Here is a 26588-nt window from a genome sequence, read left to right as displayed (position 1 = left end):
GCCGCTCTTTTCGTTTGTGAAGCGGCTGCGTGAAATCGCCATCGGGTAGGGGAAAACCTATCCGAACGGACGCTGGAGCGTCTGATTGAGTAGGCTCCAACCAATGCCCGCAGCGTCATGAATCTATCTGGATAGGTGTTGTGAGACGACGCCCCAAAACCGATCATTTCTCCAGAGCCACACAAAGGGTCAGCGGGCCCGCCAATCTTCGGAGGAAAATTTCATGGCCGGTTTCAATCAGCTTTTCGTCCCGGGACCGACGAACGTTCCGGAAGTTGTTCGGCAGGCGATGAACATGCCCATGGAAGACATGCGCGCGCCCGACTATCCGGCTTTCACGCGCGGGCTCTTCCGCGACATCGCCAAGGTGTTCCGCAACGACGGCGGTCGCGTCTTCATTTTTCCGTCGTCGGGTACCGGTGCCTGGGAATCGGCGATCACCAACACCCTGGCCCCCGGCGACCGCGTTTTGATGTCGCGCTTCGGCCAGTTCTCGCATCTGTGGGTCGACATGGCTGAGCGCATGGGCCTCGATGTCGACGTAGTCGACGTCGAATGGGGCACGGGCGTTCCGGCGGAGATCTATGCCGAGCGGCTCGCCGCCGACAAGCAGCACCGCATCAAGGCCGTGTTCTGTACCCACAACGAAACCGCAACCGGCGTCACCAGCGACATCGCTGCCGTGCGTGCCGGGCTGGATGCCGCCAAGCACCCGGCGCTGCTTTTCGTCGACGGCGTGTCCTCGGTCGGCTCGATCGATTTCCGCCAGAGCGAATGGGGCGTGGATCTGGCCGTCTCCGGCTCGCAGAAGGGCTTCATGCTGCCGCCGGGCCTGGGCTTCCTGTCGGTCAGCCAGCGCGCGCTGGACGTCGCCAAGGATACGACCAAGAACAATCGGTCGAACCGCTGCTACTTCTCCTTCGAGGACATGATCCGCGCCAACGACACCGGCTACTTCCCCTACACGCCGGCGGTGCAGTTGCTGCGCGGCCTGCGCGCAGCGCTCGACCTTATCGAACAGGAAGGCCTCGACAACATCTTCGAACGCCACAACCGGCTGGCCGAAGGCGTGCGCAAGGCGGTTTCGGCTTGGGGCCTGCGCGTCTGCGCCAAGGAGCCGAAGTGGTACTCGGACACCGTCAGCGCCGTTCTCGTGCCGGAAGGCATCGACAGCAGCGAGATCGTGAAGCGTGCCTATGAAGCCTACAACACCTCCCTCGGCGTCGGCTTGAGTAAGGTCGCCGGCAAGGTCTTCCGCATCGGCCACCTCGGCTGGATCAACGAGCCGATGGTTTGCGGCGCGCTCTCGGTGGTCGAGATGTCGCTGCGCGATTGCGGCGTCAAGGTAACGCCCGGCTCCGGTGTCGGCGCGGCGCTCGAACACTTCAGGCTTTCGACGCAGTCGTCGATCGCCAAGGCGGCCTGAGCGGCGAAGGGAAAAACAGATGAGCTACACCATTCACCATCTCCGCAAGCTGCGTCTCCAGCGTAGCGAGCTTGCGGTTCCAGGCTCCAACCCGGAGATGATCCGCAAGGCCGCCGACGGCGCTGCCGACTACATTTTCCTCGACATCGAGGATGCGGTTGCGCCGCCCGACAAGGAGCGGGCACGTGCCAACATCATCACGGCGCTGAACGAAATCGACTGGCGCGCCCGCGGCAAGACCATCTCCGTGCGCATCAACGGCCTCGACACGCACTACATGTACCGCGATGTTGTTGACGTGATGGAGCAGGCCGGCGATCGCCTCGACACCATCCTGGTGCCGAAGGTCGGCGTGCCGGCCGATCTCTACATGGTCGAAGCCATGGTCAGCCAGATCGAGACGGCCAAGGGCTACAAGACCCAGGTCGGCCTGGAGGCCCTCATCGAGACGGCGCTCGGCATGGCCAATGTCGAAGCTATCGCGGCCTTTGGCGGCCGACTTGAAGCCATGCATTTCGGCGTCGCCGACTATTCCGCGAGCTGCAAGGCCCGCACCGTCAACATCGGCGGCCTCAATCCCGACTATCCGGGCGACCAGTGGCACGCGGCCCTGTCGCGCATGACGGTCGCTTGCCGCGCCTACGGTCTGCGCGCCATCGACGGGCCGTTCGGCGATTTCTCCGATCCGGAAGGCTACATCGCCGGCGCCAAGCGCGCCGCAGCCCTCGGCATCGAAGGCAAATGGGCGATCCACCCCTCGCAGGTCGAGCTTGCCAACTCGGTCTTCTCGCCACCCGAAAAGGAAGTGACGCGCGCGCGCCGCATCATCGAGGTGCTGAAGGAAGCGGAGGAGCAGGGCAAGGGCGCGGCGGCACTGGACGGCAAGATGATCGACGCCGCATCCGAGCGCATGGCCCGCAACGTGCTCGTCACGCATGACGCAATCGAACAGTCCGCGCGCTCGCGCAAGGCGCTGGCGAACTAGAGCGGCTCATTCTTCAAAGGACTCGTAGAACCGCTCCAGCTCTTTTGTTTTTCACGCAATTCCGGACGGAAAACCGGTCCCCACTTTTCCTGGAATTGCATTTGGGAGGAACCGACATGGATATCCATGAATACCAGGCCAAGGAACTTCTTTCCCGCTACTCGGTGCACATACCGCGCGGCGGTCTCGCCTACAGCCCCGAACAGGCCGCCTATCGCGCCAGCGAGATCGGTGGCGGCAAGTGGGTGGTGAAGGCGCAAATCCATTCCGGCGCTCGTGGCAAGGCCGGTGGCATCCGTCTCTGCAGTTCGGACACCGAGGTTTCTGAAGCCGCCGAGGCGATGCTCGGCCGCAAGCTCGCCACACATCAGACAGGCCCCAAGGGCAAGCTCGTCTCGCGTCTCTATATCGAAGAGACCGTCGACATCCGCCAGGAAATCTATCTTGGCATGGTGCTCGACCGCAAAGCCGAGCGGGTTATGATCGTGGCATCCGCGTCCGGCGGCATGGAGATCGAGGAGATCGCCGAAAAGCAACCCGATACCATCATCCGGGCAACGGTCGATCCCGGTGCCGGCATGCAGCAGTTCCAGGCGCGTGAAATCGCTTTCGGCCTCGGGCTGGAGAACAGCCTGATCGGCAAGGCCGTCGACACGCTGATCGGCTGCTACCGTGTGTTCCGCGACTATGACGCCTCCATGCTGGAGATCAATCCGCTGGTTGTGACGCGTGACGGCAACCTGATCGCGCTCGACGCCAAGATGTCGTTCGACGAGAACGCGCTGTTCCGCCGCCCCGAGATTTCGGAACTTCGCGACAAGTCTCAGGAAGATCCGCGCGAAACATTCGCCAGCGACCGCGGCCTTTCCTATGTCGGGCTGGACGGCAATATCGGCTGCATCATCAACGGCGCGGGCCTGGCCATGGCGACCATGGACATGATCAAGATCGCTGGCGGTGAGCCGGCGAACTTCCTCGACATCGGCGGCGGTGCCTCGCCCGAGCGCGTGGCAAAGGCATTCCGTGCCGTTCTCGCCGACAAGAACATCGAGACCATCCTCGTCAACATCTTTGCCGGCATCAACCGCTGCGACTGGGTGGCCGAAGGGGTGGTCAAGGCCATCCGTGAGGTTGGCGTCACCGTGCCGCTGGTGGTGCGCCTCGCCGGCACCAATGTCGAGGAAGGGCGCAGGATTCTTGCTGAATCCGGTGAACAGGTCATCGTTGCCGATACGCTCGCGGAGGCTGCCGAAAAGGCGGTCGATGCGATGAAGAGCTTTTCCAAGAAGAAAAAGCACTGAAGGGAGGACGAAAATGAGCATTCTTCTCAATCGCAGGACGCGCGTCGTCGTCCAGGGTCTGACCGGCAAGATCGGCAGCTTCCATGCCGCCGACATGAAGCGCTACGGCACCAATGTCGTGGGCGGCATCACGCCCGGCAAGGGCGGAATGGATCACAACGGCATTCCGGTCTTCAACACGGTCAAGGGTGCCGTGCGTGAAACCGGAGCCGAAGCGAGCATCGTGTTTGTTCCGCCGCCCTTCGCCGCGGATTCGATCATGGAAGCGGCCGATGCCGGCATCAAGCTTTGCGTGTGCATCACCGACGGCATCCCGTCGCAGGACATGATGCGGGTGAAGCGCTATATGCGCCGCTTCCGCTATGAGGACCGCATGCGGTTGGTCGGCCCCAACTGCGCCGGCATGATCACCCCCGGCCAGGCCATGATGGGCATCATGCCCGGCCATATCTATCTGCCGGGACGTGTCGGCATTGTTGGCCGATCCGGAACTCTGGGTTATGAAGCTGCCTCGCAGATGAAGGACCTCGGCATTGGCGTTTCGACCAGCGTCGGTATCGGCGGCGATCCCATTAACGGTTCGTCATTCCTCGATATCCTAAAGTTGTTCGAGCAGGATCCGGACACCGACGCCGTCGTCATGATCGGCGAGATCGGCGGACCGCAGGAAGCTGAAGCGGGCGAATGGGCCAGACACAATATGCGCAAGCCGTTGATCGCGTATATCGCAGGCCTTTCCGCGCCGAAGGGTAAGCGTATGGGCCATGCCGGCGCCATCATTTCGGCTTTCGGCGAATCCGCACAGGAGAAGGTCGAGATCCTGCGCGACGCGGGCGTGACTATTGTGCCGACGCCAGCAGCGTTCGGACCCACCATTGCCAGTGTCCTCGAACAGCACCAAAAGGCCGCCTGACCCGACCAAGGTGCGAAGGGGCCGGCGAAAGCCGGCCCCGCTTCCATTTGAAAGCAGAGAGTTGAGATGAAGCCCCGTGTAATTGTCACCCGGCGCTGGCCGGCAGCGGTCGAGCAATTGCTGGCCGAAAATTTCGATACGACCTTCAACAGAGGCGACGTGCCGCTCACGCCTACGCAATTCAAGGCAGCCTTCCTGAACTTCGATGCGATCCTGCCGACCGTCAGCGACAAGCTGCCGAAGTCGATCTTTCCCGAAGCGGATAACAGGACCAGGATCATCGCCAACTATGGGGTGGGGTTCAGCCACATCGACGTCGATGCCGCGCGCGAGAACGATATCGTCGTGACCAACACGCCGGGCGTCTTGACGGACTGCACGGCCGATATCGCCTTGAGCCTTTTGCTTGCTGTTGCCCGCAGGGCCGGCGAGGGCGAGCGCCAGCTGCGGGCCGGCGAGTGGCAGGGCTGGTGCCCGACCCACATGATCGGGACCAAGGTGACGGGCAAGACGCTCGGCATCATCGGCATGGGCCGCATCGGCAAGGCCACCGCGAAGCGCGCGCATTTCGGCTTCGACATGGATATCGTCTTCTACAACCGCTCCAAGGTGGACGACGACGAGACGCGCGCCATGGGCGCAAGGCAGCTTGCTTCAATAGAAGACGTGCTTGCCCAATCCGATTTCGTGTCCCTGCATTGCCCCGGTGGCGCCGAGAACCGGCATCTGATCAATAGCGCCCGTCTATCGGCGATGAAGAAGGGCGCCTTCCTCATCAACACCGCGCGCGGCGATGTCGTCGACCAGGATGCGCTGGTGGCTGCATTGGAAAGCGGCGGTATTGCCGGTGCGGGCCTGGACGTCTTCGCCAGCGAGCCTGAAGTGCCTGCCGGCTTGACCAGGATGGAAAACGTCGTTCTTTTGCCGCATCTGGGCAGCGCCACGGAAGAGACGCGTGTCGCCATGGGCATGAAAGCGCTGGAGAACCTGACTGCGTTCTTTGCCGGCGAGCCTGTTCCGGACAGGGTGGCATAAGCGCGAGCCTTGCGGCGACCTATCCAAAACTCCACACGATTAAAACGTGCATTCGGCCTCGGACACACTGTCCGGGGCCGTTGTTTTTATAAGGAAAATTCCAATTTTGCCTGGAATGCGCGAAGGCTCGGCCGAGGCTCGTGCCCTTGCGGAAGCCGACGCGCAAAGCGTTGATGTAACAATTTATCCGGGAGCACCTCTCGATTTTTCTTGTGGGAAAAAATAATTCATGACAGTTGAATTTGAAATTGGAACCTGTTAGTTTTCCTACCAGACATAAAAACGGTTGAGGTGACGGCGATGTGTGGAATTGTGGGACTGTTTTTGAAGGACAAAACATTGGAGCCCCAGTTGGGCGCCCTCTTGTCGGAAATGCTTATTACGCTGACTGATCGTGGCCCCGACAGCGCTGGCATCGCCATCTACAATTCCTCGGCAAGCAATCAGGGCAAGATCACCATCCAGTCGCCGAGCCCGGAGACCGATTTTGCCGGCCTTGAGAAGGAACTCGGCGCGCATCTTGGCAAGCCGGTCAAGATCCAGATCAAGTCGACGCATGCCGTGGTTGATGTGGCGACTGCCGAGCTTGAAAGCGCCCGCGCCGCTATTGTCGAGCTGCGCCCGAACGTTCGCATCATGGGCATCGGCGAAGCCATCGAGATCTACAAGGAAGTTGGCCTTCCTGCCGATGTCGCCGATCGTTTCGGCCTTTCCGGCATGGCTGGCACACACGCCATCGGTCACACCCGCATGGCGACTGAATCTGCTGTGACGACGCTTGGCGCGCATCCGTTCTCGACTGGCCCCGACCAGTGTCTGGTGCACAACGGCTCGCTGTCCAACCACAGCAACATCCGTCGCGAGCTCATCCAGAAGGGCATGAAGTTCGAGACCGAGAATGACACCGAAGTCGCCGCCGCCTACGTCTCGTCGAAGATGGCCGATGGCCTGAACCTCGGCCAGGCTCTGGAAAGCACCCTCGACGATCTCGACGGCTTCTTCAACTTCGTCGTCGGCACGAAGAACGGTTTTGGTGTCGTTCGCGATCCGATCTCCTGCAAGCCGGCAGTCATGGCTGAGACTGATCAATACGTGGCGTTCGGTTCGGAGTATCGGGCGCTTGCTAATTTGCCGGGCATTGAGCAGGCCAGGGTTTGGGAGCCTGAGCCATCAACCGTCTATTTTTGGGAGCATTAATCCATGCACGCGACAAATTCCGCATTGGCGGTCTCCCCCAACCTGGGGTCCGCGCCGAGAGTTTTCGACCTTGCAGTAACGCCGTTGCGCGAGCTTAACCAGGCTCTTCACAGCAACAGGCAAGGTTCGAACGAAACGCAGTGGGAAGTGTTGAATCCGAAGGGTGGTCATGCCATCTCCGCCGGTGTCGACACCCCGATCTCCGTCGATATCCGTGGCAGCGTCGGTTATTATTGCGCCGGCATGAATCAGGAAGCCACGATCACCGTGCATGGTTCTGCAGGCCCCGGCGTCGCCGAAAACATGATGTCGGGTGAAGTCATCATCAAGGGCAATGCAAGCCAGTACGCTGGTGCAACCGGCCGCGGCGGTCTCCTGGTGATTGAAGGTGACGCATCCTCGCGTTGCGGCATTTCGATGAAGGGCATCGACATCGTCGTTCGCGGCAATGTCGGCCACATGTCGGCCTTCATGGCGCAGTCCGGTCACCTCGTGGTGCTCGGCGATGCCGGTGATGCGCTGGGCGACTCCATCTATGAAGCGAAGTTGTTCGTCAGAGGTAGCGTCAAGAGCCTCGGCGCCGACTGCATCGCCAAGGAGATGCGTCCCGAGCATATCGCAAAGTTGCAGGAGTTGCTTGATCGCGCTGGCATCACGGATGCCAAGCCGGAAGAGTTCACGCGCTACGGCTCAGCGCGCAGCCTCTACAACTTCAACATCGACAACGCCGCCGCATACTGAGGCCAGCAATCATGACCTATCAGAACCCGCCGACGACTCCGCGTAAATCCGCGACCTTCGATGATTACGCCATGTCGGAAATCCGCCGTGCAGCGGCAACCGGTATCTACGATATTCGTGGCAGTGGCGCGAAGCGTAAGCTGCCGCATTTCGACGACCTCCTGTTCCTGGGTGCGTCCATCTCCCGTTATGCGCTCGAAGGTTACCGCGAGCGCTGCGATACCAACGTCGTTCTTGGCACTCGTTTCGCCAAGAAGCCGATCGAATTGAAAATCCCGATCACCGTGGCTGGCATGAGCTTCGGCTCGCTGTCTGGCCCGGCCAAGGAAGCGCTGGGCCGCGGTGCGACGCTTTCGGGCACCACGACCACGACCGGCGACGGCGGCATGACCGAAGAAGAGCGCGGCCATTCCGAAAAGTTGGTGTACCAGATCCTTCCGTCCCGTTACGGCATGAACCCGCGTGACCTTCGTCGTGCCGATGCCATCGAGGTGGTTGTCGGTCAGGGCGCCAAGCCCGGCGGCGGCGGCATGCTGCTCGGCCAGAAGATCTCCGACCGCGTTGCTGAAATGCGCACGCTGCCCAAGGGTATCGACCAACGTTCGGCTTGCCGTCATCCTGACTGGACCGGCCCGGACGACCTCGAGATCAAGATTCTCGAAATCCGTGAAATCACCGACTGGGAAAAGCCGATCTACGTGAAGATTGGCGGCACCCGCCCGTACTATGACACCGCACTGGCTGTTAAGGCTGGTGCCGACGTGGTCGTGCTCGACGGCATGCAGGGTGGCACCGCGGCGACTCAGGAAGTCTTCATCGAGCATGTCGGCCTTCCGATCCTTGCTTGTATTCGTCCGGCGGTTCAGGCCCTCCAGGACCTGGGCATGCATCGCAAGGTGCAGCTGATCGTATCCGGCGGCATCCGCAACGGTGCCGACGTTGCCAAGGCGTTGGCGCTCGGCGCGGATGCTGTCGCCATCGGTACGGCGGCACTCATCGCTCTTGGTGACAACGATCCGCACTGGGAAAGCGAATATCAGAAGCTCGGCACTACGGCCGGTGCTTATGATGACTGGCATGAAGGCAAGGATCCCGCAGGTATCACCACGCAGGATGCCGAACTGATGAAGCGTGTCGATCCGATCGCGGCCGGGCGTCGTCTCGCGAACTACCTGAAGGTTATGACGCTCGAAGCGCAAACGGTCGCACGCGCCTGCGGCAAAAACCACTTGCATAACCTTGAACCGGAAGATCTCTGCGCCTTGACGGTTGAAGCTGCCGCCATGGCGCGCGTTCCGATCGCCGGCACGGGCTGGATACCCGGGCAGGTCAAGTTTTGACGCAAGGATCTTGAGGGGGAGAAAACAATGGATACCGTCCAATAAAACTCATCGGGAGGAGTACTATGGGTACTAAGTTTGATAATAATATCGACGGTGCAGTAACGACCGACCTGGAGGATTTCGCCAGGTCGCGGGACGTCAAGTACTTTATGGTCACCTATACCGATCTTCTGGGCTACCAGCGTGCAAAGCTGGTTCCGGCCCGGGCGATCGGCGGCATGCAGAAGGACGGTGCAGGCTTCGCCGGTTTTGCCGGTGGCATGGACATGACCCCGGCCGACTCCGACATGCTGGCCGTTCCCGATCCTTCCTCCGTGATCCAGCTTCCCTGGAAGCCCGAGGTTGCATGGGTGGCGTCGAACTGCGTGATGAACGGCAAGAGCGTCGATCAGGCTCCGCGCAACACGCTGAAGCGCCTCGTCGAGGAAGCAGCGGCGCAGGGCATCAGGGTCAAGACCGGTGTGGAGCCTGAGTTCTCCTTCGTCACCTTCGACGGCAAGGCGCTGTCCGACGAGCACGACAATTCAAAGAAGCCCTGCTACGACCAGCAGGCATTGATGCGCCGTTTCGATCTCATCCGCGAAGCCAGCGACGCAATGCTGGATTTGGGCTGGGAGCCGTATCAGAATGACCATGAGGATGCCAACGGCCAGTTCGAGATGAACTGGAAGTATGACGACGTCATGGTGACGGCCGACAAGTACTCCTTCTTCAAGTTCATGATCAAATCGCTGGCCGAAAAATACGGCTTCCGCGCCACGTTCATGCCAAAGCCGTTCCCGCATCTGACCGGCAACGGTTGCCATGCGCACATCTCGGCATGGGATCTTTCGGGCAAGACGAACGTTTTTGCCGACGACGATTCTCCTGACGGCCTGTCGCAGAAGGGTATGCACTTCCTCGGCGGCATCATGAAATATGCCGCGACGATGACGGCCATCATTTGCCCCACCGTCAACTCCTACAAGCGCATCAACGCGCCGCGCACGGTGTCCGGTTCGTCATGGGCGCCCAATGCCGTCACCTGGACCGGCAACAACCGCACCCACATGGTCCGCGTACCGGGCCCGGGGCGCTTCGAGTTGCGTCTGCCTGACGGTGCGGCAAACCCGTACCTTATGCAGGCCGTCATCCTGGCCGCCGGCCTGAGGGGGCTTCGCGAGGAGATCAACCCGGGTCCGCGCAGCGACATCAACATGTACACCGAAGGGCACACCATCAAGGATGCCCCAAGGTTGCCGTTGAACCTGCTCGATGCGCTGCGCCTTCTTGATCAGGATCAGGAATTCAAGGCTGCGCTGGGCGAGGAACTCGTGAACGGCTTCATCAAGATGAAGATGGTGGAGTGGCATTCCTATGTGTCTCACCTGACACAGTGGGAACTCGATCACACTCTGGATTGCTAACCCGATCCTCACTTACGCCGAAAATACAGGCTGCGTTACGGAAACGACGTGATGAAATATTCTATTTTTTCCTTGGCGCGAGCGGCTTTGTCGAGCCACAAGAACTGGGGCCGCGCCTGGCGCGACCCCACCCCAAAAAAGCAGTATGACGTCGTCATCATCGGCGGCGGCGGCCACGGGCTGGCAACCGCCTATTTCCTTGCCAAGGAGTACGGCATCCGTAACGTCGCGGTGCTGGAAAAGGGCTGGATCGGCTCCGGCAACGCCGGCCGCAACACCACCATCATCCGTTCCAACTACATGCTTCCCGGCAATACCGGCTTCTACGAAATGTCGATGAAGCTGTGGGAACGCATGGAGCAGGACCTCAACTACAACACGATGGTCAGCCAACGCGGCATCATCAATCTCTACCACTCTGATGCCCAGCGCGACGCCTTCGCGCGACGTGGCAACACCATGCGCATCAACGGCATCGACGCCGAATTGCTGGATGCCGTGGAGATCCGCAAGATCCTGCCGTTCCTGAACTACGACAATGCGCGCTTCCCGATCATGGGCGGCCTGATGCAGCGCCGCGGCGGTACCGCCCGCCACGATGCCGTCGTCTGGGGCTATGCGCGTGCGGCAGATCAGTTGGGCGTGGACATCATCCAGAATTGCGAAGTGACCGGCTTCCAGCGAAGCAACGGACGCATCACCGGCGTGGAAACGACCCGCGGCACCATCGGCGCCGGCAAGGTCGGCATGGCGGTCGCCGGCAGCACCTCGCGTGTCGCGGCCATGGCCGATCTGCGCCTGCCGATCGAAAGCCAGGTCCTCCAGGCGTTCGTCACCGAGGCTATCAAACCGCTGATCCCCGGCGTCGTCACCTTTGGTGCGGGCCACTTCTACGTCAGCCAGTCGGACAAGGGCGGCCTCGTATTCGGCGGCGATCTCGACGGCTACAATTCCTATGCCCAACGCGGCAACATGCCGGTGATGGAAGATGTCTGCGAAGGCGGCATGGCCATCATGCCGATGATCGGACGGGTGCGCCTGCTGCGGCAATGGGGCGGCATCATGGACATGTCGATGGACGGCACGCCCATCATCGACAAGACGCCCGTGGACGGGCTCTACCTCAATGCCGGCTGGTGTTATGGCGGCTTCAAGGCGACACCGGCTTCCGGCCTCGTCTTCGCCCACCTGCTGGCGCGCGACGAGCCGCATGAGGAAGCCAAACGCTTCCGCCTCGACCGCTTCCGGCGCGGCGCGATGATCGACGAAAAGGGCCAGGGCGCCCAACCGAACCTGCATTAAGAGCGAGACTGGCGAATGCGTATTGCATGTCCCTTCTGCGGCGCGCGCGACTCGGGCGAGTTCACGTATCTTGGCGATGCCTCGCCCAAACGGCCCGCCGCGCCGCTCGACGGTGGCGCAGCCGTCGAGGAGCAATTCTACGATTACGTCTACCTGCGCGACAACGTGGCCGGCTTCACGCGTGAGTACTGGTATCACGGCGGCGGATGCCGGTCCTGGCTGATCGCAGAACGCAGCACGACAACACATGAATTCAAGTCGGTCGCGGCTGCCCCCGGTGCGGGCGCCGCAAAGACGGCACAAGCTGGAGAACGGTGATGGAGGGTAGCACCAGAACCGTCGCGGGGCAGTCGCACCGCCTGGGTAGCGGCGGCCAGATCGACCGCAATGCGCCGTTGAATTTCACGTTCGACGGCAAGACCATGACCGGCTTTGCCGGAGACACGCTGGCGTCCGCGCTCGTTGCAAACGGGGTGAGGCTGGTCGGGCGCTCGTTCAAGTATCACCGTCCGCGCGGCATCCTGACCGCTGGGCCGGAAGAGCCGAACGCGTTGGTGGAACTGCGTACCGGGGCGCGGCGCGAAGCCAACACGCGCGCCACCACGGCGGAACTCTATGACGGCCTCGTCGCACAGAGCCAGAACCGCTGGCCTTCGCTGCGCAACGATCTCATGTCGGTCAATTCGCTATTTTCGCCGATCTTCGTCGCCGGCTTCTACTACAAGACCTTCATGTGGCCGGCCAAGTTCTGGGAGGCTCTCTACGAGCCTGCCATCCGCCGCGCGGCCGGTCTCGGCAAGACGGCCGGCATTGCTGATCCCGATCATTACGACAAGGCCTGGGCGCATTGCGACGTGCTGGTGGTCGGCGGCGGCGCAACCGGGCTTGCGGCGGCACTTGCAGCCGGCCGGGCAGGCGCGCGCGTCATTATCTGCGACGACGACAGCCGGCTTGGCGGCAGGCTTCTGTCCGATGGCGGCGAGATCGACGGGATCGACGCGCTTGATTGGCTGCAGGGGGCGATCGCTGAATTGTCGTCGCTGCCCAATGTTCGCATCATGACCCGGACCGCTGTGTTCGGCGTCTATGACGGCGGTGATTTCGGTGTCCTGGAACGCGTCAACGACCATTTGCCACAACCGCCGGAGCACCAGGTCCGCCAGCGCCTGTGGCGCATTTCGGCCAAGCGCAGCATCGTCGGCGCGGGTGCCATCGAGCGTCCGATCGTGTTTCCGGGCAACGACCGTCCCGCGGTGATGATGGCCTCGGCCGTCCGCACCTACGTCAATCGTTTCGCAGCCTTGCCGGGCAAGCGCATTGCGCTGTTCGTCAACAATGACGATGGCTGGAGCACGGTCGATGCCATTCGCCGCGCCGGTGCCGAAGTGGCGGCGGTGATTGATCCGCGCGGCAAGGCCGCAGTTGGCGATTATTCGGGCGTGCGCGTCGTCCAGGGCGTCGTCTCCGACGTCGGCGGCGGTGTCGATGGCGTCAGCAGCGTGACGGTCAACGGGGCAGGCGGCATCCAGAAGATCGAGGCCGACTGCCTGGCGATGTCCGGCGGCTGGAATCCCAACCTGGCGCTCTCGTGTTTCCATCGTGGCAAGCCGGCCTGGCGCGACGATATTGCGGCCTTCGTGCCCGCCAACGCCCCAACCGGCATGACGATGGCCGGTGCGGCCAATGGCGACCTCTCGCTTGGAGCCTGCTTGCGCACGGGCCATGCGGCGGGCGCCATGGCGGCTGCCGAGGCAGGCGCAAAGGGCAAGGCCGGCAACGCTGCCAAGGCTTCCGATGAAGCGTTCGCGATCAAGCCGCTTTGGCATGTGCAGGTGAAGGGCAAGGCGTTCGTCGATTTCCAGCACGACGTCACCGCTTCCGACGTGCAATTGGCGCAGCGCGAGGGTTTCGAATCTGTCGAGCACCTCAAGCGCTATACCACTCTTGGCATGGCCACCGACCAGGGCAAGACCTCCAACGTCACCGGCCTTGCCATCATGGCCGATGCGGTCGGCCGCAGCATCGCCGATACAGGCACCACCGTCTACCGTCCGCCCTATGCGCCGGTGGCGATCGGTGCGCTTGCCGGCCACAATCGCGACGAAAATTTCCATGCCACCCGCCTCACCCCCTCCCATCACTGGGCGGCGGAGCGCGGTGCGGTGTTCGTGGATACCGGCTTGTGGAAGCGCGCTCAGTGGTTCCCGTTGCCCGGCGAGACCGACTGGCTGCAGTCTGTTACGCGTGAGGTGCTGGCGGTCCGCAACGGCGTCGGCTTCTGCGATGTGTCGACGCTGGGCAAGGTGGACGTGCGCGGCGCAGATGCCGGCACTTTCCTTGATCGGGTCTACATCAATGCCTTCGCCTCACTCGCGGTCGGAAAGGCTCGCTATGGCCTGATGTTGCGCGAAGACGGCATCGTCATGGACGACGGCACGACCTCGCGTCTGGCTGAGGACCATTACTTGATGACCACGACCACGGCCAAGGCCGGGCCGGTCATGCAGCACCTCGAGTTCTGCCGGCAGGTCCTGTGGCCGGAACTCGATGTCCAACTGTCCTCGGCGACCGATCAATGGGCGCAGTTCTCCATCGCCGGGCCACGTACGCGCGACCTGTTGCAGGCGCTCGTCGATCCGTCGGAGGATATGTCCAACGAAGGCTTCCCCTTCATGGGTGTCCGCACGGTCAAGTTGCGCGGCGGCATGGATGCGCGTCTTTTCCGCATTTCCTTCTCCGGCGAAATGGCCTTCGAGATTGCGGTGCCTGCCCGCTACGGCGGGGCCATGGCGCGCAACCTCATGATTGCCGGCGAGCCGTTCGGCGTCACGCCTTACGGGACTGAAGCGCTTGGCGTGATGCGCATCGAAAAGGGCCACGTCGCCGGTCCGGAACTCAACGGCACCACCACGGCCGGCGATCTCGGCCTCGGCAAGATGGCGTCCAAGAAGAAGGACTTCATCGGCCGTGTGCTTTCGCAGCGTGAAGCGTTGACAGCGCCGGATCGCCAGGTCGTCGTCGGCATCCGTCCGCTCGACAAGGCGCGCCGCCTGCGCTCGGGCGCCCACATCATACCCAAGGGCGGGATACCGGGACCGGAGACGGATCAGGGCTACGTCACCTCGGTCTGCTTCTCGCCGACCCAGAACCAGTGGCTGGGTCTTGGCCTTGTCTCGCATGGCGCGGAACGTCATGGCGAAATCGTCAAGGCGCATGATCCGTTGCGCAACGAAACTTACGATGTCGAACTATGCAGCCCGGTCTTCTACGATCCTGAGGGAGTGCGCCAGCGTGCCTGATTTTCTCTGGAATTCGCAGTCCCCGCTCGAAAAGGCGGTCATTGCCGGCCGTCATGGCGCAGGCAAGGGCACGCCGGGCGTATCCCTGTCGCATGTCGGCGACATCGCGCTTGTCCAGGTCATGGCGCGCCGCGGCCGCAACGCAGACGTGGCAAAGGCCGCCAAGAAGCTTTTCGGCACGGAAACGCCTGCCATGCTCAAGGTCGCGAATGGCAAGTCAGCCACGCTGATCTGGTCGGGGCCGGACCAGTTCCTGGCCTTTTCACAACAGCCGCGGTCAGCACCGTCGCTGGAGCAGATGGAAGAGGCGTTCGCCGGCACGGCATCGCTGTCCAACCAGTCGGACGGGCGCTGCCTGATCCGCATTTCCGGTCCGAGCGCCAATGATGCGTTGGCGAAACTCACCTCGCTCGACCTGCACGACTCGGTCTTTCCCGTCGGTGCTGCGGCCACGACATCGATCGATCATACGGCAGTCAATTTCTGGCGCGAGGCTGACGACGCTGGCGCGAACCCTGCTTACGCAATGCTGGTCTTCACCAGTTTCGCCGATACGCTCTGGCACCTGATTGTCGATTCGTCGCTGGAATATGGAGTGGAGGTCGCCGCCATCGGCGCCGGCCACTGAAGGGTTGCGGCCCTTGGGCTGTCGGCGCACTGTGCCGGCGCCAACGCCTCGACAGGCTAATTTGTGTGCTGCCTTTGCCGGCAGCGACATATCGGTTCGCGTGCTCGATTGTATATTTGGCCTTGTCGATTTAACAGGGTTGGCAAGGAAGCGAGCGCGTCATGGTGCGGATCCAGATTGAGGCCTTGTGGAATTTCACAAGCGAGACGTCGCCGCATTCGATGCGGGTGATCCTCAGCATCCTGCGCGAAATCAAGCAGACGGGAACATTGGCCAGCGCCGCCGAGCATAGCGGCATGTCGTACCGCCACGCCTGGAACCTTGTCGACCAGTGGTCGGCCTTCTTCGGCGAGCCGCTGGTCGAGCGCCATCGCGGCAAGGGCACGCACCTGACCGCGCTGGGCAGCAAGTTGGTGTGGGCCGAACAGCACCTCAACGCCCGCCTTGGCCCGCAATTGCACAACATCGCCCAGGAACTGGAGATGGAACTGGCAAGCCTGTTGCCGGACGTGCCGCCGCGCATCAGGATCCACGCAAGCCATGGCTTTGCCATCTCCAAGCTCGGCGAGTTTTTGGCCAGCGAGCCCGGCACCAATCTCGACCTGCGCTACATGAGCAACCAGGCCTCGCTGGAATCGCTTCGCGCCCAGGAGTGCGAATTGGCCGCAATCCACCTGCCGCATGGCGAGTTGCGCAAACGCGCCGCCGCCGACTGCAAGCGCTGGCTCGATCCTTCGATCTACTGCGTGCTCGGCTTCGTGACGCGCGAAATGGGCCTGTTCGTCAAGCGCGGCAATCCGCTCAACATCACCGGCCTTCATTCGCTGGTCGATCCCACCATCACCTTCGTCAATCGCGATGCGGGCTCCGGCACCCGGCTGCTGTTCGAACAATTGCTGGCGCAGGAGAAGATCGAAAGCGATCGCATTCCCGGCTACCAGAACGTGGAACTGACCCATGCCGCGGTTGCCGCCCATGTCGCCAGGGGCATGGCCGATACCGGCTTCGGCGTCGAGGCGGCGGCGGTCGAGTTCGACCTCGACTTCGTGCATGTCATCCGCGAGGACTATTTCTTCCTGTGCCGGTCCAACATCCTCAACTCCAAGCCGGTCGAGCGGCTGCGCGAGATCATCTCCGGCACCGACTACCGGCGCGCCGTCTCCACGCTGCCGGGCTATGCCGTGTCCGATGCCGGGATCGTCAAGACCGTCAAGAAGTTCTTCCGGGAAAATACTTGAACTGACGACGGCACCGGCCCAATGAATCTGTTGGGTGCAACGGCGTGTCAGGAAATTGGATTCCATAGGTATTGCAATGCTTGCCCGTGTGTATCGGCAGAGAGTCACGGCAGAATATCTGTCAAAGAAGAAAGTTTAGACTTAGGACTTTCGATCTATATATTTCCCCCTATTTCAATTGCTCATTTTGGGTATTCAGTCAAAATAGGTTAGAAATTATCTGACAAACTGTGTCCAGGTGATTCAAAACGTGTGATTGCGCCACGTTTATGCCGGCGCTTCGCCGCATTTGCTGCCTCATTTGCCCCCTACGGCCCCGTATCGATCAACGGAGCCATTTCCTTAATGGACAGCAAGAACAAGTCTGCCCTTGCCGCGGCAACCCTTGCGGCAGCTTTGGCGGTCGGCGTCGCCGACAGTTATGCAGCGGCACAATGCGGCCGCGCCTCCTGGTATGCACTGCATTCGCGCACCGCTTCCGGCGAACGCATGAACCCTTCGGCCCTGACGGCGGCCCACCGCACCTTGCCGTTCGGCACGCGCATCAAGGTCACCAACCGCAAGAACGGCAAAAGCGTTGTCGTTCGTATCAACGACCGGGGGCCGTTCATCAAGGGCCGCGTCCTCGACCTGTCGAAAGGGGCGGCAAACAGATTGGGGTTCATCAAGTCCGGCCACACTTCGATTTGCATGGCACAAGTTTAATTCGGCAGTAGTGGAAAGTATTTTCGGGGCTTTATCTTTGCCGGCGTTGCAAGTGCGTTCGTAGCCGGCTCCCGAAAATGCTCCCGACTTCTCAATGGCTTGGACCAATGTCCAATGCATTTTACGCGCATAGACGTATTGCGTCGCAGCAATTTGTTGTTAACCTCCCCGCGAGACAGTCAAGGCTCGGCGCTGCTTCGTCGTCCTTCCGTCGCAGGCAGCAGCGGGGACCATGCATGTTCTACCAGCTCTATGAATTGAACCACGCGGCCCTGCAGCCCGCCCGCGCCTATGCGGATGCGGTGCGCATGCTTTACAGCAACCCCCTCAATCCGCTTTCGAACACCTTGTGGGGCAGGTCGATCGCCGCGACCGCAGAATTGTTCGAACGCACCACCCGCCACTACAGCAAACCCGCCTTCGGAATCGATTCGACGGTCGTGGACTGGACGAGCGTCCCGGTCAGCGAGCAGGTCGTGTGGTCCAGGCCGTTCTGCAACCTGATCCGTTTCGACAAGGCAATGCCGGCTGGAAAGACATCCGGCCCCAAGCTTCTGATCGTGGCGCCGATGTCAGGCCATTATGCGACGCTGCTGCGCGGCACGGTCGAGGCTATGCTGCCCCACGCCGACGTTCATATCACCGACTGGGTGGATGCGCGCATGGTGCCGATGGCGCAAGGCCGCTTCGATCTGGATGACTATGTCGACTACGTCATCGACATGCTGCATGAACTCGGCCCCGACACCCATGTCATGGCGGTTTGCCAGCCGTCCGTGCCGGTGCTGGCTGCGGTGGCTTTGATGGAGGCGCGCGGCGACGCCTTCGTGCCGGCTACGATGACCCTGATGGGCGGCCCGATCGACACGCGCAACCACCCGACGGCCGTCAACGTGCTGGCCAAGGAAAAGGGCCTCGACTGGTTCCGCGAGCATGTCATCATGCAGGCGCCGTGGCCCACTCCCGGCTTCGGGCGTTGCGTCTATCCGGGCTTCCTGCAGCTTTCCGGCTTCATGAGCATGAACCTTGACCGGCATATCATCGCCCACAAGGATTTCTTCATGCACCTGGTCAAGCACGATGGCGACGGTGCCGAAAAGCACCGCGAATTCTACGACGAATATCTGGCGGTGATGGATCTGACCGCGGAGTTCTATCTGCAGACGGTGGATACGGTGTTCATCCGCCACGCCTTGCCGAAAGGCGAGATGACGCATCGCGGCACCCGTGTCGATCCATCGGCCATCCGCAACGTCGCCCTGTTCACGGTCGAGGGCGAGAATGACGACATCTCCGGCATCGGGCAGACGCGGGCCGCGCATGATTTGTGCGTCAACATTCCGGCCGAGATGAAAGCCCACTACATGCAGCCGACCGTCGGCCACTACGGCGTTTTCAACGGCTCGCGCTTCCGTGCGGAGATCGTGCCGCGGATCGTCGATTTCATCGCCAGCCATCGTCGCCAAAACCGCGCTTTAACCAAGCCTCGGTTGGCACGCGCGTCCGGCGCCTGAACCGCCACTTCGCTTAAGGACATGCCGTTTTCGGCGACTGGCCTGCGTCACTGTTGCACAATCGCCGCGGTCACGGTGGCGCGAGTAACCATGCTTGCAAACAGCGTCGGCCTTCAATTGACACGGAGTGTAAATCGCCTTTAACCTTTTGTTAACAAACAGGGGCGAGCGGGGCAATGAACTCCTCACCGGTGGCGCTGGGATTGCGCTTCTGCATAGCAGGGATGGTTGGAATGGTGGCTGCCGCTTCGGTGGTCACCTCTGCCGCGGCTGCCGGCGCCATGACGACTGGAGGCATAACCTCGCAGCCGATCGGACACTACGATTTTTGCAAGGCGAACCCGACCGAATGCTCCGTTCGTTCGGCCGAGCTTTCTCCGGTGAAAATGACCAGTTCGCTTTGGAAGCAACTGACCAATGTAACGGGGACGGTCAACGCCAGCGTCACGCCGATGAACGACATCGACATCTACGGCAAGGACGAAGTCTGGGCCTATCCGGACAAGGGCGTCGGCGACTGCGAGGACTATGTGCTGGAAAAGCGCCGCCAGCTGAACGGCATGGGCGTGCCGCTGTCCAGCCTGCTGATCACGGTGGTGCGCAAGCCCGACGGCGAAGGCCATGCCGTCCTGACGGTGCGCACGAGCAAGGGCGACTTCGTGCTCGACAACCTGAACGACAAGGTCCGCTCCTGGGATCAGACGGGCTACCGTTTCCTGAAGCGGCAGGCGGTCGACAATACAGGCCGCTGGGTCTCGATCCGCGACGACCAGCCGGTTCTGGTCGGCTCGGTTCAGTAGAGGCGCTGCTTGCGAGCGCTGCGGCAAACCTTGATTACCGCAGCCGCGTGGGAGACGTCTCGACCACTTTCCGGTCCGAGGCTCTGATGCATGTCGCCCGAAAGCGGGAACCGGTTTCGGGATCACGACATGCATAGAAACAGCTACTTAGAGCGCGCCAATCTAAAAGATCGCGACGCGCTCTAGAAAAGCGCCTCGAGTTCCGGCAGCTTGTCGTTGACCAGCCAGCCGTAATAATTCTCTTCGGGCAGTTTCTGAGTCTCGCCAGCGGTTCTGCGGCGTTCGTTTTCAGCCCGAAGCGCATAGGCGCGGGCCTCCGGGTCGCCGACATTGTACAGCGTCGCGGTCAGTCCGGGATTTTGAGAAATATCGAAACCGGCAATATTCTTGTAGGTGTCGATCGCTTTCTTGAGCGTCGCGGCGACATAGGCAAGCGTGAGGTCGGGATCCATGATGGTCTTGTAGACCTGGTTCGGATCCTTGACGTCGAGCTTCGGCAGGCCGGACACCTTGTGCACGAGGTCGCTCATCTGTAGCGCGGTCAGTGGATTGAGCTGACCGAGGCCGAAGGTCTGCCCGGCATAGTAGGGCTGGAAGAATGTGGCGCCAAAGCGGTCGTTGGGGAAACTGGTCCCGTCGACGGTTTTACCGCGGAACGACCGGTTCCAGACACGCTCGCGGCATTCCCAAAGCTCGTAGCTGCCCGATCGGCTGGCGCAATCGGCAAATTCCGGCCGCTGCACGAACTTCGAGACGTCCTCGCCGTTGTAGGCGAAGGTAAGTTGGCTGGAGAGATAGGAGATGGCCTTCACGTAGTAGGTCTGCAGCCTGTCATAGGCATCGACATTGTAGGTGTGCTCGCCGACGATCGCTCCCACGATGTGGATGGGTTCGATGCCGTAGGCTGCGGCGGCGCCTTTGATTTTGCCGCGAAGGACCGCGTCGCTCTTCAGCAGGCCATAGATCTTGCGGTATTTGGCCTGGAATGTCGTATTGGTGGCTTGGGTGCGTCGCGAGGAGGCCCCCGGGATCGGCGGTTGTTCCGCAGAAGTGTTGCCGACCGGCACGACAGCGGCCGCATGGGCCGGCAGCCCGGCTGCTGTCGCGATGAGGCTTAAAACGACTAGGGCCAGTTTCTTCATAAGGTGCCGCTCGGGAGTACGTGCGGCGCAACCTAGGAAAAGTGCATTGGCGAGTCGAGGCTTGTGTGGCCGAAAGACGCGAAAGACGACACGATGCTTCCATTTCGCCACACCTTGCGCGTGCGGCGGTTTCTGTTGAACGCCACCGTGCGTTCAAAGCCGTCGGTACGGCAACTTCGTCCCGTATCTTGCAGACCTGGTGGTGGGGATCATTCGCTGCAGCGCCGTAAAGGAAATCATCCAGCGGCAGCGGCGTGCGTCGACGAAACGCGAATGACAACTTCTCCTCCCCAGCGTGCTTTGGGGGTAGGGTGCATCGCCAGGGCAAGGCTCGCACCCGCCGCGAGCTAGGGGTCAAGGCGTCCTTCGACGCCAGCAAGGCCCACGCCAGGAAATTTGAACTCCATTGACCGAAGAGCTCCCAGGGCAGCGCCAACTCCATTTCCCCCGTTGAAGCGCTGCGCTGCTTCCGCTAAGAAGCCTCAGTCGACCGCTTCGGCGGTGAACCGTTTTCTGGATCGCACGTTAGATTCCGAAAGCACCCGTAGCTCAGCTGGATAGAGTGCTGCCCTCCGAAGGCAGAGGTCACAGGTTCGAATCCTGTCGGGTGCGCCAGTTTTCCACCACTCCAGAATAGAACTGGGCACCTCAGCATTGTCGGGCTCGATCGGCGGCGTCAATCTCGGGGCCAATCGGGGCCAATCGGGGCCTAGTTGGTTCGGCTAGGCCGCGATCAGCGCCGCTTTTGAGCCGGCATTGCCCGGTGCGAAGTTATGCGCGGTCACCATCTGATAGAGATGGCCGACCGCCGCGCCCAGCGTGAAGACGCTAGGGCCGAGTACGGCCGCGAGGCGCAGATCATGGCTCCGGAAGGCCGCCGACGCCCGACCGCGGCAAAGCCAAGGCTCGCGGTTCCGACCTCGAACTGGAACGTTGTCGGCCCAGCCAATGAACTCGGCGGACAGCTTGCCGAAGAACACGTGCATGACGAAGTTATAGAAATTGTCGATGCCGATGCCGAAGAAGACGTACCAGGCGAGGAGCTTTTCGACCACAAGCGGCCGGTCGATGAAAGCCCCGATCGCGCAATCGCGACAAGGGAGACGATCAGCCCGAGCACGAGGAAGCTCAGCGAATAGTTCGACATCACGAATGTAACGGTCGCTTCGATCAGATCAGCCAGCATGATGGAACATCCTCAACGTGAGAGGGAAATGACCGTCGCCCCGGCGCAGATCAAAAGAGTACCGAGGGCGACGAGCGACAGATTGAGGTTGCGCCATTCGGAAAAGACCACGCCGCCGACAAGGACGGCGATCAGGGCATTGCTGTTGGTCAATGGCGCGATGACGGAAACCGGCAGTTTGAGCACGCCTATCCCATAGGCCATGCAAGCAATTGCCAATGTCCAGGTCGTCCCCATCGCGGCGGCGAGCATCACGGACCGGGCCGAAAGTACTGCGCCGCCTGTCCAGATGAAGGCCGACCAGCCGAGCAGGGCCACGACGCTGCCAACGACCCCCAGATAGAGGGGAATGGATGCGCCGGCGCCCAGGCTCGCCCGCATGAGCACAGTGCCCAGCCCGAGGCAGACGGCGGGAATGGCTCCGCCGATGAAAAATCCGGAAGGTGTCATGACTGGTACCCCGTCACTTTGGAAAGTGCTCGACATGGGTTTCGGCGGTACGGCCGAAATAAACGACCCGCCGGCCCGGGAACGAGACGAGGTATCCCGCGCAGCCGGCGGCTTTGACCTTTTCGCAGAAGGCGACGTAGCTGTAGTCGGCGGGATTGGCCTGCGCCCAACGCACCAGGCGCTCGACCTCGGCGGCATCGAGGGCAGCGGCGACGGTGCCGGCGGAGGGATGCATGTCCATCGTGACACTGTCTCCGTCAGGCAGATAGTCGGTCTGGCTGTTGCGGCGATAGTCGACCAGATAGCCCTCGAAGCCGGCGGCGATCAGCTTTCCGACAATCTCCGGAAAGCTCAGGCTTCCATTGCGAGACCCAAGGAGGCAAGTTTTGGCAATAGAAATCCGTTCCGCGTCCATGGCGGTTTCCTTTCGTTTCAATGTTGAATTGGCCGGCGGTTCAGTCCACCGGGGTTGCGTTTAGCTCGCGCCGTTCGGCGAGAACCCTCAGAATGTGGTCGAGCGCTTCGTGCTCTTCCTTCGTCAAAACGCCGAAGAACTCAGCGTCATTCTTGTCGGCAAGCGACGCCAGGACGGGTATCTTGGCCCGGCCCTCGGTCGTAAGGGACAGGCTGTGAGCGCGCTTGTCCTCCTGGCTTTCCGCGCGTTCGACCAATCCCTTGGCCACCAGCCTTTCCGCAAGCTTGCTGATAGCCCCCTTGGTCATGCCCATCTTCTCCGCCAGCACGGACGGGGGCGTCGGCTCGCAGTCGTAGAGTGCGCGCATGAAGGACCACTCCGCGACGGTGACCTCCTCGCCCGATACCTTGCGCGCGAACTCCTGCGACACGGCGTTCGACACCATTCGCATCCAGTAGCCGGTGTGGTCGGTGAGTTCCGAAGCCGAGGTCATGACGCATCTCCTGTTGACTAGGAAACTAGTTCAACTAAGTTTCCTAGTCAACAAGAATTTTGGGGCCGAATGAAACGGGATCGATGTAGTGATGTTCGCGGCCCGCCCGGTCGGTCTCCCGATAGGGTGTGTTCAGGCATATCCAATCCGTTTGAAACACGGGAACGATCGCCGCTGCAAGAAGCTTGCAGACCACCAAAGTCAAAATCACATCGTAAAAACAATCACATAAGAGTTCTCGGTTCCATCCTGTCGGGCGCGCCAAAACTCTCAAGAACCCAAGCCTGCTCGAAATCTCGAAAAATGCCAGGCCCAGGATGACAGCCGGTGTCGAGGCTGAGGAAAAATGAGCCCGCCGCCATGCGTCGGGCTCGGATCCCGTCGTTACTTGGCCTTGTTGATGCCGGCGACGGCAAGGTTGGTGAGCTTGTTGTTCGCCGCCTTTTCCTGGTCAAGAATCTCGCTCAGAAGCGTGTGCGCGTCTTCATGGCCAAGTGTCTTTGCCCATTCCCGGAGTGAGCCGTAGCGGGCGATTTCGTAGTGCTCGACCGCCTGTGACGCAGCGAGAAGGCCGGCATCCAGGGCGGTGCCGCTCGCTTCCTCCATGAGGCCGTCCGCTTCCTTGATCAACCCCTCGATGGCGTCGCATTTTACGCCTTCCGGCTTTTTGCCGATCGATTCGAACACCTTCTTGAGCTTGGAAATCTGCCCCTTGGTTTCCTCAAGATGCTCATCGACCGCCTTTTTCAGCTTCGCGTCGGATACGGCCTTCGAAACCTTCGGCAGCGCCTTGGTGAGGGCGCCCTCGGCGTAATACACATCTTGAAGGGTGTGCTCGAACAGTTCGGCAAGTGTCTTCACAGAAGTCTCTCCTTGGGTTGATTGCTGGAGAGAAAGCAACAGGCTGCCGATTCGTTCCATATTGCTGTCGGGTTTCGGTGGGCTACTTCGGCAGGGCTTCGGCCTGGATGACGATGCGGTCGGTCTTGTCGCCCTTTGGGCGTTCCGCCGGCATCTGCTCGCCGGTCACGATGTAGTAGATGGTTTCGGCGATGTTGGTGGCGTGGTCGCCGATGCGTTCGATGTTCTTGGCGCAAAACAAAAGATGCGTGCAGGAGGTGATATTGCGCGGGTCTTCCATCATGTAGGTCAGGAGTTCGCGAAACAGCGACGTGTACATGGCATCGATCTGGTCGTCGCGGTCGCGCACGAAACTGATCGTATCGACCGAGCGCGAGGCGTAGACGTCCAGGACTTCCTTGAGTTGGGTGAGAGCGAGATCCGCCAGCGCCTCGATGCCCCTGAACAGCGAGGTCGGCTGACGCCCGTCAGCCACGGAAGCGACCCGTTTGGCGACGTTCTTGGCCAGATCGCCGACCCGCTCGAGGTCGGCGGAGATGCGGATGACGCCGACGATCTCGCGCAAATCCTTCGCCATCGGCTGGCGCTTGGCGATGAGAAGGATGGCCTTGTCGTCGATCTCGCGTTGTCCCTCGTCGAGCACGGCGTCGTCGCCGACAACCTTGCGGGCAAGCTCCGCGTCGGCAGCGACAAGTGCGGCAACCGCCTGTTCCACCATGCGCTCGGCATGACCTCCCATCGCAGCGATACGCTTCGACAGATATTTCAATTCCTCGTCGTAGGCGCTGACGATGTGTAACGACTGCATGCGCGAAAGCCTCCGGGACCTTTGGTGAATCGGCCTCTTGAATCTGGGCTGATACGCCATTCGCATGACAATTGCGCGAATGGGTGCGGCAGCCAGATTCCATGCAGACTATAGCCTGCGGGCCGGCAAGGCTAGTTTGTCGGCAAATGAACGGTGAAGGCCGCGCCTTTGCCCAATTCCGATTCGATGGACAGGCGCGCATTGTGGCGCGTCAATATGTGCTTGACGATGGAAAGGCCCAGACCCGTCCCCTTTTGCGGCCGGGTGGTTTCGACTTCGACCCGGTAGAAGCGCTCGGTGACGCGGGGAATGTGTTCTTCAGCTATGCCGGGACCGAAATCGCGCATGGTCACGTCGATGCTCGGCTCGGGCCCCTTGTCGCTGCGGGCGATGGACACGATGACACGTCCGCCCGCTTGTCCATATTTGCAGGCGTTTTCGAGAAGGTTTTCAAAGACCTGGTAGAGTTCGTCGCGGTCGCCCGGAGCCTCCAGCGGACCTTCCGCAAAATCCCGTTCTACGGCAAGAGCGCCGTCCTTGGCCAGCGGCGCCAGGGAATCGATGACGCTTTCGACCACTTCGCGCAAATCGACGCGGGTGCCCGGCCTCAGGAAGGGCTTCATCTCCAGCCTCGACAGCGACAAAAGGTCGTCGATCAGCCGGGCCATGCGTTTCGTCTGGTTCTGCATGATCTGCAGGAATTGCTCGCGAGCCGCCGGATCGTTGCGGGCGGGGCCGCGCAGCGTTTCGATGAAGCCTGCGATCGAGGCAAGGGGCGTGCGCATTTCGTGGCTGGCATTGGCAATGAAATCGGCACGCATGCGGTCGATCCGGCGCGCTTCGCTCTGGTCCTTGAACACCAGCACGTAAAGACCGGTGCCATGGCCGATGGCCGAGGCGCTGACCCGATAGACGCGCTCGACGGGCAACTTGTCGATATGGTCGATGGTCCGGGACCACACGCTGCCTGCAAGGATCTCGTCAATCAGCACTTGCATTTCAGGCGCCCGGAACTTGAGCGGCAAAGACATGCCGGCAGCAAGGTTGCCGAAGATCGAACTGGCGGCGGCGTTGGCGTGGATGATCGTGGCGGTTCGATCGAACACGATCAATGGATCGGTAACGGCTGCGGCGAGGTTCTCCGCCGATAGCTGTGGCAATGGCCCAGCCTCCGCGAAAGCGGCGCCATCCATGGCGAGCCGTTCGGCGGGCTGCGGCAAAACCACCGCCGCAGCGACAAGCGCGATGATGGCCAGTGGCGCCACAAAGGCGGACAGGTCGGCGAATGCAGAAGCCGCAATCACCGCAATGGCGGCAACTGCCAGCAGCCAGCGGCAGGCCCGCAAGCGCGCCAAGGCAAGCCGGCCCCAATTCTGTCGCTGACCATTCACATCGCTCAT

Annotated in this window: 25 protein-coding genes and 1 tRNA gene; 18 read left to right on the top strand and 8 right to left on the bottom strand. The window is 61.4% G+C overall.

The window, feature by feature from the left end:
- The first annotated feature begins 223 nt into the window (after window positions 1–223).
- The 17 genes from ASD64_RS00540 to ASD64_RS00460 all read left to right on the top strand — a co-directional run bounded on the left by ASD64_RS00540 (window position 224) and on the right by ASD64_RS00460 (window position 19833).
- Window positions 224–1426, top strand: a complete 1203-nt coding sequence (locus tag ASD64_RS00540; RefSeq protein ID WP_056099060.1) for an aminotransferase class V-fold PLP-dependent enzyme — start codon at window positions 224–226, stop codon at window positions 1424–1426.
- 19 nt (window positions 1427–1445) lie between these two features.
- A complete protein-coding gene (locus ASD64_RS00535; RefSeq protein ID WP_056099057.1) occupies window positions 1446–2411 on the top strand; it encodes an HpcH/HpaI aldolase/citrate lyase family protein in 966 nt (321 codons plus the stop codon).
- A 116-nt stretch (window positions 2412–2527) separates the two neighbouring features.
- Window positions 2528–3712: a malate--CoA ligase subunit beta gene (locus tag ASD64_RS00530; protein WP_056099055.1), complete on the top strand. Its 1185-nt coding sequence runs from the start codon at window positions 2528–2530 to the stop codon at window positions 3710–3712.
- Window positions 3713–3725: 13 nt separating this feature from the next.
- Window positions 3726–4625, top strand: a complete 900-nt coding sequence (gene sucD / locus ASD64_RS00525; protein ID WP_056099053.1) for a succinate--CoA ligase subunit alpha — start codon at window positions 3726–3728, stop codon at window positions 4623–4625.
- 66 nt (window positions 4626–4691) lie between these two features.
- Window positions 4692–5660, top strand: coding sequence for a 2-hydroxyacid dehydrogenase (locus tag ASD64_RS00520; RefSeq protein WP_056099049.1), 969 nt, complete (start codon window positions 4692–4694; stop codon window positions 5658–5660).
- A gap of 300 nt (window positions 5661–5960) precedes the next feature.
- Window positions 5961–6857: a class II glutamine amidotransferase gene (locus ASD64_RS00515; protein WP_056099047.1), complete on the top strand. Its 897-nt coding sequence runs from the start codon at window positions 5961–5963 to the stop codon at window positions 6855–6857.
- A 3-nt stretch (window positions 6858–6860) separates the two neighbouring features.
- On the top strand, window positions 6861–7598 hold the full coding sequence (locus ASD64_RS00510) for a GXGXG domain-containing protein (protein ID WP_056099044.1): 738 nt from the start codon (window positions 6861–6863) through the stop codon (window positions 7596–7598).
- An 11-nt stretch (window positions 7599–7609) separates the two neighbouring features.
- Window positions 7610–8938 carry an FMN-binding glutamate synthase family protein gene (locus tag ASD64_RS00505; RefSeq protein ID WP_056099041.1) on the top strand — a complete coding sequence of 443 codons (1329 nt, stop codon included), beginning with the start codon at window positions 7610–7612 and terminating at the stop codon, window positions 8936–8938.
- 65 nt (window positions 8939–9003) lie between these two features.
- Window positions 9004–10347 carry a type III glutamate--ammonia ligase gene (glnT, locus tag ASD64_RS00500; RefSeq protein WP_056099038.1) on the top strand — a complete coding sequence of 448 codons (1344 nt, stop codon included), beginning with the start codon at window positions 9004–9006 and terminating at the stop codon, window positions 10345–10347.
- Window positions 10348–10398: 51 nt separating this feature from the next.
- On the top strand, window positions 10399–11649 hold the full coding sequence (locus ASD64_RS00495; protein ID WP_056099036.1) for a sarcosine oxidase subunit beta family protein: 1251 nt from the start codon (window positions 10399–10401) through the stop codon (window positions 11647–11649).
- Between the two features lie 15 nt (window positions 11650–11664).
- The gene (locus tag ASD64_RS00490) at window positions 11665–11967 is read left to right on the top strand and encodes a sarcosine oxidase subunit delta (RefSeq protein WP_056099033.1); all 303 of its coding nucleotides are present in this window, start codon (window positions 11665–11667) and stop codon (window positions 11965–11967) included.
- Window positions 11967–14948: a sarcosine oxidase subunit alpha family protein gene (locus ASD64_RS00485; RefSeq protein ID WP_056099029.1), complete on the top strand. Its 2982-nt coding sequence runs from the start codon at window positions 11967–11969 to the stop codon at window positions 14946–14948. The genes ASD64_RS00490 and ASD64_RS00485 overlap by 1 nt, the downstream gene beginning before the upstream one ends.
- Window positions 14941–15576, top strand: coding sequence for a sarcosine oxidase subunit gamma (locus tag ASD64_RS00480; RefSeq protein ID WP_056099026.1), 636 nt, complete (start codon window positions 14941–14943; stop codon window positions 15574–15576). The genes ASD64_RS00485 and ASD64_RS00480 overlap by 8 nt, the downstream gene beginning before the upstream one ends.
- A gap of 161 nt (window positions 15577–15737) precedes the next feature.
- Window positions 15738–16814: a substrate-binding domain-containing protein gene (locus ASD64_RS00475; RefSeq protein ID WP_056099024.1), complete on the top strand. Its 1077-nt coding sequence runs from the start codon at window positions 15738–15740 to the stop codon at window positions 16812–16814.
- 345 nt (window positions 16815–17159) lie between these two features.
- Window positions 17160–17519 (top strand): septal ring lytic transglycosylase RlpA family protein, encoded by a 360-nt coding sequence (locus tag ASD64_RS00470; RefSeq protein ID WP_056099022.1) that lies wholly within the window; start codon window positions 17160–17162, stop codon window positions 17517–17519.
- Window positions 17520–17755: 236 nt separating this feature from the next.
- Window positions 17756–19033, top strand: a complete 1278-nt coding sequence (locus ASD64_RS00465; RefSeq protein WP_056099019.1) for a polyhydroxyalkanoate depolymerase — start codon at window positions 17756–17758, stop codon at window positions 19031–19033.
- Between the two features lie 176 nt (window positions 19034–19209).
- Complete coding sequence (locus tag ASD64_RS00460) at window positions 19210–19833, top strand: transglutaminase-like cysteine peptidase (RefSeq protein WP_056099018.1); 624 nt, start codon at window positions 19210–19212, stop codon at window positions 19831–19833.
- A gap of 182 nt (window positions 19834–20015) precedes the next feature.
- Here the strand turns inward: ASD64_RS00460 and ASD64_RS00455 are convergent, their stop codons facing one another.
- Window positions 20016–20975, bottom strand: coding sequence for a DUF1402 family protein (locus ASD64_RS00455; RefSeq protein WP_056099015.1), 960 nt, complete (start codon window positions 20973–20975; stop codon window positions 20016–20018).
- A 538-nt stretch (window positions 20976–21513) separates the two neighbouring features.
- On the opposite strand from ASD64_RS00455, the gene ASD64_RS00450 reads away from it, so the two are divergent.
- A tRNA-Arg gene (locus ASD64_RS00450) sits at window positions 21514–21590 on the top strand.
- 107 nt (window positions 21591–21697) lie between these two features.
- Here the strand turns inward: ASD64_RS00450 and ASD64_RS00445 are convergent.
- The 7 genes from ASD64_RS00445 to ASD64_RS00415 all read right to left on the bottom strand — a co-directional run bounded on the left by ASD64_RS00445 (window position 21698) and on the right by ASD64_RS00415 (window position 26588).
- A complete protein-coding gene (locus tag ASD64_RS00445) occupies window positions 21698–22030 on the bottom strand; it encodes a DUF6790 family protein (RefSeq protein ID WP_056099012.1) in 333 nt (110 codons plus the stop codon).
- A gap of 143 nt (window positions 22031–22173) precedes the next feature.
- Window positions 22174–22611, bottom strand: coding sequence for a hypothetical protein (locus tag ASD64_RS00440; RefSeq protein ID WP_056099008.1), 438 nt, complete (start codon window positions 22609–22611; stop codon window positions 22174–22176).
- Window positions 22612–22624: 13 nt separating this feature from the next.
- On the bottom strand, window positions 22625–23026 hold the full coding sequence (locus tag ASD64_RS00435; protein ID WP_056099005.1) for a DUF1398 domain-containing protein: 402 nt from the start codon (window positions 23024–23026) through the stop codon (window positions 22625–22627).
- Window positions 23027–23066: 40 nt separating this feature from the next.
- Window positions 23067–23519 (bottom strand): MarR family winged helix-turn-helix transcriptional regulator, encoded by a 453-nt coding sequence (locus tag ASD64_RS00430; RefSeq protein WP_056099002.1) that lies wholly within the window; start codon window positions 23517–23519, stop codon window positions 23067–23069.
- Between the two features lie 384 nt (window positions 23520–23903).
- The gene (locus ASD64_RS00425; protein ID WP_056098999.1) at window positions 23904–24380 is read right to left on the bottom strand and encodes a ferritin-like domain-containing protein; all 477 of its coding nucleotides are present in this window, start codon (window positions 24378–24380) and stop codon (window positions 23904–23906) included.
- 82 nt (window positions 24381–24462) lie between these two features.
- Window positions 24463–25188 carry a phosphate signaling complex protein PhoU gene (gene phoU / locus ASD64_RS00420; RefSeq protein ID WP_056098996.1) on the bottom strand — a complete coding sequence of 242 codons (726 nt, stop codon included), beginning with the start codon at window positions 25186–25188 and terminating at the stop codon, window positions 24463–24465.
- Window positions 25189–25319: 131 nt separating this feature from the next.
- Window positions 25320–26588, bottom strand: a complete 1269-nt coding sequence (locus tag ASD64_RS00415; protein ID WP_056098995.1) for an ATP-binding protein — start codon at window positions 26586–26588, stop codon at window positions 25320–25322.

The organism is Mesorhizobium sp. Root157, from assembly GCF_001427385.1.
Classification (GTDB): Bacteria; Pseudomonadota; Alphaproteobacteria; order Rhizobiales; family Rhizobiaceae; genus Mesorhizobium.
The sequence above is the reverse complement of the archived record's forward strand: the minus strand, read 5'-3'. Positions and strand labels throughout refer to the sequence as shown.

Coding starts and splice junctions, on each gene's coding strand:
- ASD64_RS00540 (WP_056099060.1), top strand. CDS start 224: ATGGCCGGTTTCAATCAGCTTTTCGTCCCGGGACCGACGAACGTTCCG.
- ASD64_RS00535 (WP_056099057.1), top strand. CDS start 1,446: ATGAGCTACACCATTCACCATCTCCGCAAGCTGCGTCTCCAGCGTAGC.
- ASD64_RS00530 (WP_056099055.1), top strand. CDS start 2,528: ATGGATATCCATGAATACCAGGCCAAGGAACTTCTTTCCCGCTACTCG.
- sucD (WP_056099053.1), top strand. CDS start 3,726: ATGAGCATTCTTCTCAATCGCAGGACGCGCGTCGTCGTCCAGGGTCTG.
- ASD64_RS00520 (WP_056099049.1), top strand. CDS start 4,692: ATGAAGCCCCGTGTAATTGTCACCCGGCGCTGGCCGGCAGCGGTCGAG.
- ASD64_RS00515 (WP_056099047.1), top strand. CDS start 5,961: ATGTGTGGAATTGTGGGACTGTTTTTGAAGGACAAAACATTGGAGCCC.
- ASD64_RS00510 (WP_056099044.1), top strand. CDS start 6,861: ATGCACGCGACAAATTCCGCATTGGCGGTCTCCCCCAACCTGGGGTCC.
- ASD64_RS00505 (WP_056099041.1), top strand. CDS start 7,610: ATGACCTATCAGAACCCGCCGACGACTCCGCGTAAATCCGCGACCTTC.
- glnT (WP_056099038.1), top strand. CDS start 9,004: ATGGGTACTAAGTTTGATAATAATATCGACGGTGCAGTAACGACCGAC.
- ASD64_RS00495 (WP_056099036.1), top strand. CDS start 10,399: ATGAAATATTCTATTTTTTCCTTGGCGCGAGCGGCTTTGTCGAGCCAC.
- ASD64_RS00490 (WP_056099033.1), top strand. CDS start 11,665: ATGCGTATTGCATGTCCCTTCTGCGGCGCGCGCGACTCGGGCGAGTTC.
- ASD64_RS00485 (WP_056099029.1), top strand. CDS start 11,967: ATGGAGGGTAGCACCAGAACCGTCGCGGGGCAGTCGCACCGCCTGGGT.
- ASD64_RS00475 (WP_056099024.1), top strand. CDS start 15,738: ATGGTGCGGATCCAGATTGAGGCCTTGTGGAATTTCACAAGCGAGACG.
- ASD64_RS00470 (WP_056099022.1), top strand. CDS start 17,160: ATGGACAGCAAGAACAAGTCTGCCCTTGCCGCGGCAACCCTTGCGGCA.
- ASD64_RS00465 (WP_056099019.1), top strand. CDS start 17,756: ATGTTCTACCAGCTCTATGAATTGAACCACGCGGCCCTGCAGCCCGCC.
- ASD64_RS00460 (WP_056099018.1), top strand. CDS start 19,210: ATGAACTCCTCACCGGTGGCGCTGGGATTGCGCTTCTGCATAGCAGGG.
- ASD64_RS00455 (WP_056099015.1), bottom strand. CDS start 20,975: ATGAAGAAACTGGCCCTAGTCGTTTTAAGCCTCATCGCGACAGCAGCC.
- ASD64_RS00440 (WP_056099008.1), bottom strand. CDS start 22,611: ATGACACCTTCCGGATTTTTCATCGGCGGAGCCATTCCCGCCGTCTGC.
- ASD64_RS00435 (WP_056099005.1), bottom strand. CDS start 23,026: ATGGACGCGGAACGGATTTCTATTGCCAAAACTTGCCTCCTTGGGTCT.
- ASD64_RS00430 (WP_056099002.1), bottom strand. CDS start 23,519: ATGACCTCGGCTTCGGAACTCACCGACCACACCGGCTACTGGATGCGA.
- phoU (WP_056098996.1), bottom strand. CDS start 25,188: ATGCAGTCGTTACACATCGTCAGCGCCTACGACGAGGAATTGAAATAT.
- ASD64_RS00415 (WP_056098995.1), bottom strand. CDS start 26,588: ATGAGCGATGTGAATGGTCAGCGACAGAATTGGGGCCGGCTTGCCTTG.